General features: G+C 54.3%; 9 protein-coding genes and 1 pseudogene. 2 read left to right on the top strand and 8 right to left on the bottom strand.

Annotation, left to right across the window (positions count from 1 at the left end):
- On the top strand, window positions 1-1,285 hold a 1,285-nt coding region (locus FDW87_RS11845), incomplete at its 5' end, for an acetyl-CoA hydrolase/transferase C-terminal domain-containing protein (RefSeq protein WP_252363132.1).
- Here FDW87_RS11845 and FDW87_RS11840 read toward each other — a convergent pair.
- From FDW87_RS11840 to argO, 3 genes are all read right to left on the bottom strand, one after another.
- Window positions 1,282-2,178 (bottom strand): LysR family transcriptional regulator, encoded by an 897-nt coding sequence (locus FDW87_RS11840; protein WP_046274941.1) that lies wholly within the window; start codon window positions 2,176-2,178, stop codon window positions 1,282-1,284. The genes FDW87_RS11845 and FDW87_RS11840 overlap by 4 nt on opposite strands.
- A gap of 186 nt (window positions 2,179-2,364) precedes the next feature.
- Window positions 2,365-3,087 carry an oxidative stress defense protein gene (locus FDW87_RS11835; protein ID WP_029139653.1) on the bottom strand — a complete coding sequence of 241 codons (723 nt, stop codon included), beginning with the start codon at window positions 3,085-3,087 and terminating at the stop codon, window positions 2,365-2,367.
- Window positions 3,088-3,180: 93 nt separating this feature from the next.
- The gene (gene argO, locus FDW87_RS11830) at window positions 3,181-3,816 is read right to left on the bottom strand and encodes an arginine exporter ArgO (RefSeq protein WP_137379787.1); all 636 of its coding nucleotides are present in this window, start codon (window positions 3,814-3,816) and stop codon (window positions 3,181-3,183) included.
- A 200-nt stretch (window positions 3,817-4,016) separates the two neighbouring features.
- Here argO and dctP point away from each other — a divergent pair, with 200 nt between their 5' ends.
- Complete coding sequence (gene dctP, locus FDW87_RS11825; protein ID WP_049268792.1) at window positions 4,017-5,063, top strand: TRAP transporter substrate-binding protein DctP; 1,047 nt, start codon at window positions 4,017-4,019, stop codon at window positions 5,061-5,063.
- Between the two features lie 41 nt (window positions 5,064-5,104).
- On the opposite strand, the gene FDW87_RS11820 is transcribed toward dctP, so the two are convergent.
- The 5 genes and pseudogenes from FDW87_RS11820 to FDW87_RS22385 form a co-directional block, all read right to left on the bottom strand.
- Window positions 5,105-5,965 (bottom strand): small-conductance mechanosensitive channel MscS, encoded by an 861-nt coding sequence (locus FDW87_RS11820; protein WP_016154372.1) that lies wholly within the window; start codon window positions 5,963-5,965, stop codon window positions 5,105-5,107.
- Window positions 5,966-6,092: 127 nt separating this feature from the next.
- Window positions 6,093-7,025 (bottom strand): HTH-type transcriptional activator AllS, encoded by a 933-nt coding sequence (gene allS / locus FDW87_RS11815; RefSeq protein WP_032931810.1) that lies wholly within the window; start codon window positions 7,023-7,025, stop codon window positions 6,093-6,095.
- Window positions 6,943-7,815, bottom strand: coding sequence for a DUF2877 domain-containing protein (locus FDW87_RS11810; protein WP_016154374.1), 873 nt, complete (start codon window positions 7,813-7,815; stop codon window positions 6,943-6,945). The genes allS and FDW87_RS11810 overlap by 83 nt, the downstream gene beginning before the upstream one ends.
- A gap of 110 nt (window positions 7,816-7,925) precedes the next feature.
- A complete protein-coding gene (locus FDW87_RS11805; RefSeq protein ID WP_137379786.1) occupies window positions 7,926-9,188 on the bottom strand; it encodes a DUF1116 domain-containing protein in 1,263 nt (420 codons plus the stop codon).
- Between the two features lie 16 nt (window positions 9,189-9,204).
- Window positions 9,205-9,845, bottom strand: a pseudogene (locus FDW87_RS22385) (acyl-CoA synthetase FdrA); the annotation flags it as partial.

Below are 9,845 nucleotides of genomic sequence, written 5' to 3'. Positions count from 1 at the left end.
TGGCGCCGCCGCTGATGATGCACTATCCGCGGCGGATGCCGTTTCCTGGCGTGCGCCTTATCAAACCTCATCTGGCCTGCGCGAGAAAATTAACCAGGGCCAGGTGAGGTTTGTCGATCTCCATTTGAGCGAAGTCGCGCAGATGGTTAATTACGGCTTTTTTGGCGATATCGATGTTGCCGTCATTGAAGCTTCCGCCATTGCGCCGGATGGCCGGATTTGGCTTTCCAGCGGTATTGGCAATGCACCCACCTGGCTGCTGCGGGCGAAAAAGGTGATTATCGAGTTGAATCATTACCATAATCCACGCGTGGCTGAGTTTGCCGACATCGTAATACCCGGCGCACCGCCGCGGCGTAACAGCGTGCCCATATTTCATACCATGGATCGCGTGGGCAGTCAGTGCGTGCAGATAGACCCCAGGAAAGTGGTCGCGGTGGTGGATACCGAGCTGCCCGATGCCGGGAATGCGTCGGATAAAACCAATCCGGTCAGCCAACAAATTGCCGATAACGTAGTCACTTTTCTACTGGCAGAAATGGCGCACAAACGCATTCCAGCAGAGTTTCTGCCCTTACAAAGCGGCGTGGGCAATATCAATAACGCGGTAATGGCGAGACTGGGAGAGAATCCGGATATCCCGCCCTTTATGATGTATTCAGAGGTGTTACAGGAATCGGTGGTGCATCTGCTGGAAACGGGCAAGATCACCGGTGCCAGCGCCTCCAGCCTGACCATCTCAGCCCCGTCGCTACAGAAGATTTACGACAACATGGACTTCTTCGCCAGCCGAATTGTGCTGCGCCCGCAGGAGATCTCCAATAACCCGGAAATCATCCGTCGGCTGGGGGTCATTGCGCTCAACGTTGGGCTTGAGTTTGATATCTACGGCCATGCCAATTCCACGCACGTTGCGGGCGTGAACCTGATGAACGGGATCGGCGGCAGCGGGGATTTCGAGCGCAACGCCTACCTGTCTATCTTTATGGCGCCGTCGATTGCCAAAGGCGGGAAAATCTCAACCATCGTGCCGATGTGCAGCCATGTCGACCACAGCGAACATAGCGTTAAAGTGATCGTGACCGAACAAGGGATTGCCGATCTGCGTGGGTTATCTCCGATGCAGCGGGCGCACACGATTATCGATAACTGTGCGCATCCCCTTTACCGGGACTACCTGCACCGCTATCTGGAAAAAGCGCCCGGCGGGCATATCCATCACGATCTCAGCCATGCGTTCGATCTGCATCGCAACCTTCTCGAGACAGGATCGATGCTCGGTTAACTTGCCGTACCGTCACGATCTTCAGCAATATGCTGGAGCATGGTGCCGGTATAGCGATGATTTTTCAGAGAATAGAGAAACTCCTGCATATACATGGGGCTGCCGGGCGCGTCGAAATACTTTAGCGTCGACGGATTCACCAGCCGCCAGGCAAAATGAGGAATCACCGTCAAAAACTGCCCGCGCTCCACCGCGCTAATCTTGGCCATAAAGCTGTACGGACGGTAGATAATCGTCGGATTGATCCCGCAGGGCCGCATATAAGCATCCAGCATTGCCTCAAAGTTGGCGCGATTCTGGAAGCGCATTTGCAGCCAGGGTAGCTCGCGCAGCAGATCCTGCGGCTGTTTCTCTTCGTAGCGCCGGGAAACGAGAAACCCCAGACGTAGCGGAGGCAGTTCGCTGATCGCCAGATTTTCCAACTCCTGTACGCGGGGGGAAACGTGCTGTGGCGAGATAATGAAATCCAGTTTGCGGTCGAACAGATTATCAATCACCCCATTCTCACTGAATTCAACGGCCTGGGCCGTCACGCCGTCATATTTATCGCCAAGGCTAATCAACTGGTCAAAAATAATCGTTGGATAAGTATTATCGATACCGATGACGATTTCCCGCGAGCGACAAGAGGCGTTATGAATTTCGTTATCAATGGCAGAGAGGCGCTGATAGACGGGAAACAGCTTCTGATACAGCTCCTGTCCGGCTTTATTCAGGCTGATGTTGTTATCTTTACGGGTAAACAGCGTATAGCCGATTTGATCTTCCAGTGCAGCAATGCTTTTACCGAAAGGCGATGCGGTCATATGTATTTTTTCTGCCGCTCTGGCGATGTTATTGGTTTGCGCCAGCAGAATGAAATTACGCATCTTTTTCGAGATAAAAATATCCATAGCGTCCCCTTAAAAATCGCTATGGCCTATCCTCATTACCACGAAAAAAAAGACTGAATGTGAGGTCTCATTTTTACAGTTGCTCACAGAAAAAACCGGCTGGAATGTTTTGTCGGCCTGATGAGATGCGTAAGCATCGCCATCAGGCTAAAATCTTGCCGGATGGCGACTTACACCTTATCAAGACTACTTATTGGTTACTGTAGGCTCAATCTGGAAGACGACATCAACCTGATCGTCAAACTGAATAACCGGCTGTTCGTAGGTTTCCTGAGCGGAGGTTGCAGGCGCTGCATCTGCTTTCATCATCCGTACCATCGGGCTCGGTTGATAATTGGAAACGTGGTAACGCACACTGTAAACGGGACCCAGTTTGCTATTAAAGCCCGCGGCCAGCTGTTCAGCCTGATGAACAGCATCATCAATCGCCGCTTTACGCGCTTTGTCTTTGTAAGCATCCGGCTGGGCAACGCCCAGCGATACCGAACGAATCTCATTCAGACCGGCCTTCAGCGCGCCATCAAGCAGAGCGTTGAGTTTGTCCAACTGACGCAGCGTGACTTCAACGGTGCGCACTGCACGATAACCTTTGAGGATGCTTTTGCCGTTCTGGTAGTCGTAGTCCGGCTGCGTACGCAAGTTTGCAGCGCTAATGTCTTTCTTCGCTATCTGGTTCTGTTCAAGGAAAGACAGATATTGCGCCACGCGCTCATCGGCCTGCTTCTTCGCGGAAGCCGCATCCTTTGCAGCAACGTTCACTTCAATCGCCAAGGTGGCGATGTCTGGTGTTGCATCTACGCTTGCCGTTCCGGAAGTCACGATGTGCGGTCCATTTGGCAACTCATTTGCCTGTACCGATAGTGCGCTGAATCCGACTAATGCCGCCAGGGCCATTATTTTGAACTTCACGGTCGTTCCTCCATGTTTCATTAATTACCCCAAAACTCAGGGCACATGCAGGCAAGCTTAGCCGATCTCGCTGCGTTGTCCATCAGACAACACTTAGTTGAACAGCGCTTGAACGTGCGCAACACCTTCTTTTGCCAGCTGAAAAGCAATAAACCACATCACTAATCCTACCAGCGTATTGATGATGCGCTGTGCTTTCGCAGTTCGCAGACGCGGTGCCAGCCAGGCCGCCAGCAATGCCAGACCGAAGAACCACAGGAACGAAGCGCTGACGGTTCCCAGTGCAAACCAGCGTTTAGGCTCAACATCCAGTTGTCCCCCCAGACTCCCGAGCACCACAAAGGTATCCAGGTAAACATGTGGGTTGAGCCATGTCACCGCCAGCATAGTGGCGATAATTTTCCAGCGCCCCTGCTTCATCACTTCGGCGCTGGCCAGTTCCAGATTACTGCTCATCGCCGTTTTTAGCGCACCGAATCCGTACCAGAGTAAAAATGCGACCCCGCCCCAGGTGACCAGCGCCATCAGCCATGGCGACTGCATTAGCAAGGCGCTACCGCCGAAGATACCCGCGCAAATCAGCACTAAATCGCTGATGGCGCAGAGTAAAGCAATCATGATGTGATACTGACGACGGATCCCCTGATTCATCACGAAGGCATTTTGTGGACCAAGCGGAAGTATCATGGCTGCACCAAGCGCAAGCCCTTGAAAATAGCAGGATAACATGTAAAACATCTCACATAATTGTCTTGTGGGCAGACTATACTGCGCGGGATTCATTAGAGGAAATGGATAATATTAATCAGTAATTAGCATTATTAATAATACCGCGCACACTCCCCTCCATATTCAGTCTCTGACAATAGCGATTGTGCGTTACCCGAGGTATGCTGAAAGATAAATCTGTCTATACCAAAGGAATGGGTATGAAGCATAACGCGAACATTTTTCTCTTCTGTGCCTCGCTGATAGTTACCAGTTTGTGGCCCACTGTCGCCAGCGCAGACAGAACGCTGCGCTATACCGATCACGAGCCATATGGCAACATGCGTACCCGGCTCATAAAAGAGACTTTTTTTCGCGCGATCGAACAAGAGTCGCTTGGACGTTTGAAAATCGACGCTCACTGGAACGGCGAGCTGTCCACCAGCTATGACGCCTTAAAAACGATCGGCCAGGGCAGCGTGGCGGATATGGGGATCGTGGTCCCTGAGTACACGCCCGAACAACTGCCGCGACACCAGATTTTTAAGAGCTTCCCCCTCGGACCGGGCCGTGGTGAAGCGCAGGTTAACGCCTTTCAGCGGATTTTCCGCGAGTATCGCCAGTTTGGTCGCGAGCTGGAAAACAACAATCTGGTGAATCTTCAGTTTTTCCTCGGCTATCCGGTTGGATTTTTTACGACCAGGCCGAACGTCGATTTGGCACAGCTGAATGCAAGCCAATGGCGGACCGCCAGCTTTTGGCATCAATCATTTTTACGCAACGCGGGCGGCGTGCCGGTCAGCATGCCATGGAATGAAAAAATTACCGATGCGCTTCAGACCGGACAGCTTGACGGCCTGATGGTTAACCTCGACAGCGGAGATGATATCCATGCCCAGCGGGCGGCCCCCTATATTCAGCTCTCCCCTTCGCTCTGGCTCGGACACGTTTATCTTCTGGTGATGAATAAAGACGTCTGGGATAGCCTGGACGTGAAAGATCGCGCAGCCATCAATCGGGCCGCCGCCATGACGCAAAAGCGTATTGGCGCAGTGCAGGACGCAAGCCTGACCGCAATGGCGAAAAAGATGGCAAAAGAGGGTGCACACGTTCATTACCTGACCAACAGCGAGCTGAATGCGTGGCAAGCCGCTACCGGGTATCAGCACGTTCAGGCCGAATGGATTGCCCAACAGGAAAGTAAAGGAATAAACGATGTTGGCGAGCTGATGCAGGGTGTCAGCGCAATTCTTAACAAGACGAGATAAATCAACGCCCGCCTCTCTCTGGCGGGCGTTTTTAGCTGAAGTTACTCGGTCGCGTTCTCTTTCACGCGTTTAAAGTTCACATCCATCTGCGGGTACGGGAAGCTGATACCGTTGGCGTCAAACTCGCGCTTAATACGCTCCAGTACATCCCAGTAGACGCTTTGCAGATCGCTGCTGTTGCTCCAGACACGTACGACGAAATTAATCGAGGAAGCGCCCAGCTCATTCAGGCGTACCGTCATTTCACGGTCTTTTAGGATGCGATCTTCAGACTGGATGATATCAGTGAGGATTTTTTTCACCTGATCGATATCGGAGTCGTAGGCCACGCCGATAATAAATTCGTTACGACGGACCGGCTCGCGAGAGAAGTTAATGATGTTCCCGGCAATAATTTTACCGTTTGGGATCACCACAATCTTACCGTCTACGGTACGCATAGTTGTGGAGAAAATCTGCACGTTAAGCACGGTTCCCGCAACGCCGCCAAGGTCTACATATTCACCCGCGCGGAACGGACGGAACATCACCAGCAGCACGCCTGCGGCGAGGTTGGACAGCGACCCTTGCAGTGCCAGACCGACAGCTAAACCCGCGGCACCGAGAACGGCGATCACGGAGGCAGTTTGCACCCCAACGCGACCCAGCGCGGCAATCAGCGTGAAAGCGATAATACCGTAGCGCACCAGTGCAGAAAGAAAGTCGGCAACGGTGGCATCAATTTTACGCGCCAGCATCAGGCGGTTAACGGTGTTTGATACGATACGCGCCACGATCATACCGATAATGACAATCGCGATGGCCGCAACGATGTTGACGGCATAGCTCAACAGTAGCTCCTGATTGCGGACCAGCCAGGTGCCCGCACCGTTTATGCTGTCGACAACATTCAAATCTTCCATTCAATAGTCCTTGAGCATGTCAAAAAAATTACGAGATCAATCTCACGAAAACACCCTATTAAAGGTAAACAAAAAAGACCGAATCTGCCATTTTTTCAACATGATCCCTTAAAAAACCGCCGTAAACTCAGTTCTCCGCCGGTCGGTCGACCATCCGCAGGAACCCGCTCACCAGAGAATCTTTTTGCTTAAAAATGTCCGCAATTTCACTGACCACCTTTCCGCTGCCCGCATTCTTCCAGGCAATCGAGAGCGGCGATGGCTGGCGCGGATTAATCACCTCACGGGCAACCAGTGCCCCGGATTCAACATAAGGACGACACATCCGCTCGGGTAAAAAACCGACGCCAAGCCCGCTTAAATGACAGGCCAGCTTAGTGCTGAGATCCGGCACTTTGATCTCCTTTTGTCCGCTAAGCAGCCAGGCGACGCGGCGCGTAAGCGTACGCGAGGTATCTTCAATATTGATAGCCGGATAGCGGCGCAGCATATCGTCTGACAGTACCGGCACTGGATGGCTGGCCAGCGGGTGATTTTGCGCTACCACAAACCGCCAACTGATATCTCCCAGCGGCAACAGAGAGATATTATTGGAGAGCGATTCCGATCCGGTGACGCCAATCGCCAATTGGAAATCGTCATACAGTAGCGAATCCCACACGCCCATATAGACCTGTCGGGAAATTTGAAATCGGGTGAAGGGAAATTGTTGGTGCAGCCAGGTCAGTAAATCTGCCGTGGTCTGCGGCTGGTACAGCAGATTGTTGATAACGATGTTCACCTGCCGTTCAACGCCCGCGTTGATCTGCTGAAGCTCGTCCGGCATTGCATCCAGCCAGTTAAGCCACTGTCGACAATGCTCAAGCAGATGTTGTCCGGCTAGCGTCAGACTGACGGAGCGGGTTGTACGTAAAAAGAGCTGCGTCCCCACCTGCTCTTCCAGCGTTTTAATGCGATAGCTAATCGCCGCGGGCGTTTTATGCAGGGAGCTGGCCGCGCGGGAAAAACTCTCCGTCTGTGCAACCCGAATAAAAGTGCGTATTGTTTCCTGATCGAGCATGCGTTCCCCTTGAGTCGACCACCTGTAACCACCGTTGCGCTATCGCGATTCCCAGCAATATGTCCGCCCCCGAGGAGTGCCCGACAGCAAGCAGGCGTCTGATTGCAGAATGCGGATCGCGTCCGGACTGTAAACCACGTATCACCTTCTGTAGCGGCGTTGAAAATTCGCCCACTCTGGCGCTGTTCAGATAGCTACAGCTTACTGACGTGGTGAGCGGCACAAGTTGCTCCGTCGGGGGTAAAAAATAGCGCAATTTGGCAGAAAGCCCCGCAGCATACAGCACAGCCAGCATCCCCGTCAGCATATCATCGCCGCTGGGCGTCAGTCCTGGGCCGTATCCGATCAGCCAGCGCCAGTCAGGCGTCACGCCACGATGCCAGCACTCAAGTTGCTCAATGATTTCAGGGTAGTGCAACATCGTATTGAGTGGCTGATTCAGCGCTCCGGAAAGACCACTGTGTTGAGTGCAAAAAGAGAGATCGACAGGGGCAAGTACGGCAGGATCCAGCGACATCCGGAGTGTGCGACGCGAGCAAAGCGCTATACCCTGTCCCCGCAGGATGCTCCCCTGTTTGATAAGTCGTTCAATATGCGCCACGCGGGAAAACTGTGTGGTGCTCAGCAGCATGCCCGTCGGTCCCATCCCCTTTCCGTAGCGAAACAGCGTCAACAGCTCGCCGTCAGGACGGCAAAAATTAATCGCCTGCGAGAAGCGGCTGTGCAACCTCCATTCGCCATCGGGAAGTCGATAAAAACCCGCGCTGGCTAATGCCTTAATCGTCACCATCGATACACTCCAGGACACTGGATGGCAGGGAGAGCGCCCGAGCCGGCCTACGGAATGAACTCATTCGCAGGCCGGATAAAACGCAACTGCGTCGCCTTCCGGCAACGTTGTTATGCCGTGATGTGATGCAGTTCCGCCAGCGCTTCAAGCGCTTTTTCAAAACAGAGCAGCGGTGCGCGAACGGTGCCCGCCCCCACCTGGCCGATCCCCGCATCCTTGTGAGCAATACCGGTGTTAATCAGCGGCGTAATCCCCGTTTCCACGACGCGACGGATATCCAGCCCCAGACATGCCCCTTTGAAATCCCATGACGGGATCTGGAACAGCGGATTGTTGGCAAGATAGATCTCCGCCATCTCTTCCGATGTCTCCAGCGCAGCCCCCATGCCACCCGCGCCAACGAAGCGCGTTACGCCCGGTGCGGCGATCATCGCAGCACCGCCAATCCCCAGCGTTTCCGTGATGGCACTGTCGCCGATATCCGGATTGGCATCAGTCTGGCTATAGCCGGTAAAGAACAGCCCCTGCGGCGTGTTCACCGGCGCGGTAAACCAACGATCGCCTGTGCCGCTCACGCGAATACCGAAATCACGGCCGTTACGCGTCATGGTGGTCACCACAGAACCTGCTTTAATTTCCGCCGCCGCATCCATAACGGCTTTACTGTAGGCCATTGCCAGGTTAAGGAAGAACTGGTCGGTGACGCTCAGGAATTGCAACACCTCAATGATTTCCGCCTTCGGACGCGCCAGTCCGGCAATCACCGGAGAAAGCGTGCGTAGCAGCAGAGAAGAGGCCGCAATATTACGTTGGTGGAACTCATCGCCCATCGTGATAGCCTGCGCCATCAGTGCCGTCAGATCGACGCCGTTTTCCATCTGCGAGAGCGCTTCCTGCAAGACCGGCGCCAGCGTATCGCGCATCCAGCGCAGACGTTTCTGCACGTCATCGCCGTAAGCGCCAAAGCGCATCACTTTGCCGATCCCCTCATTGAGGTTGCAGCAGGCCTGATTGCCGTGGACGATATCACGCACGACCAGCACCGGCATATTGGCGGACGTAATACCGCCCATCGGACCGACCGCGCCAACGTGGTGGCAAGGAATAAACTCGACCTCTCCCTGCTCCAGCATCCGCAGGGCATCTTCCTCCGTGACCGCCCAGCCTTCAAACAGCGATGCGCCAATACAGGCTCCGCGCATTGGGCCAGTCATCTCTCCCCAGGCGATCGGCGGACCAGCGTGCAGTAATTTGCGTCCAGAAGATAATTCGGCCACCGCTTCTTTTGCAGGACGCACGGCAACCCAGTGGGGGCGTGCAGCTTTAATTCGTTCGATAATGGCTTCGTTGGCCTGTGCAATAGATGAATACATATCCGTACCTCTGAACTTAATGTAACTGTTTGAGTAAGCTGGCAAGACGGGCGTTGCCACCGGCAACAGGCGCCCACTGATAATGCACAACCGGCGTACCGCTGCTTTGCAGATCCAGCGCGAAGCTGCGCAATCCGGCGTTGATAACCTGTACGCCCGCAAGAAGCGCGCTATGCGTCGGTGGAATATTGTGATTCTGGTAATGCGTCAGGCTAACGGCGAGCAGTACCGCCTCTTCGAGGTTTTCTACCACGGCAACCCCGGCTTCACGGAGTTTCTCTTCCTGCTCGCTGCGGCCCTGCGGATCGCCCTCGGTTCCGGTCAGAGTGGCAATCACCACCAGCGGCGCAGTGCGTTTGGCGCGCACTTGATCTACCGCCTCAACAACCGCCCCCGCTGGATCGGCGCAGGCGCCATAGCCCAGTACGACATCCAGCAGCAGTACCCCGACATCCGGCAACGCGGCCAGTTTTTCGATTTCAATGCTGCGGGTGGTTGGGTCAATCATCGGATGCGGTCTGCCCAGGGTGTAGCTGTCGTCCCCGAGGTCGACAATACGATGACCACCGGCGTCCAGCATCACGCCCTGGTCGTGGCTTTCACTCACGGGAACCCCCAGCCCCGCTGAGAGCAGCATGGCGGCTTCCGCGGCCAGCG

Origin of the sequence: Citrobacter sp. wls826, from assembly GCF_005281245.1 — a bacterium.
In the GTDB taxonomy this organism is placed as follows: domain Bacteria; phylum Pseudomonadota; class Gammaproteobacteria; order Enterobacterales; family Enterobacteriaceae; genus Citrobacter; species Citrobacter braakii.
This window is presented reverse-complemented; position numbering and strand designations above follow the sequence as displayed.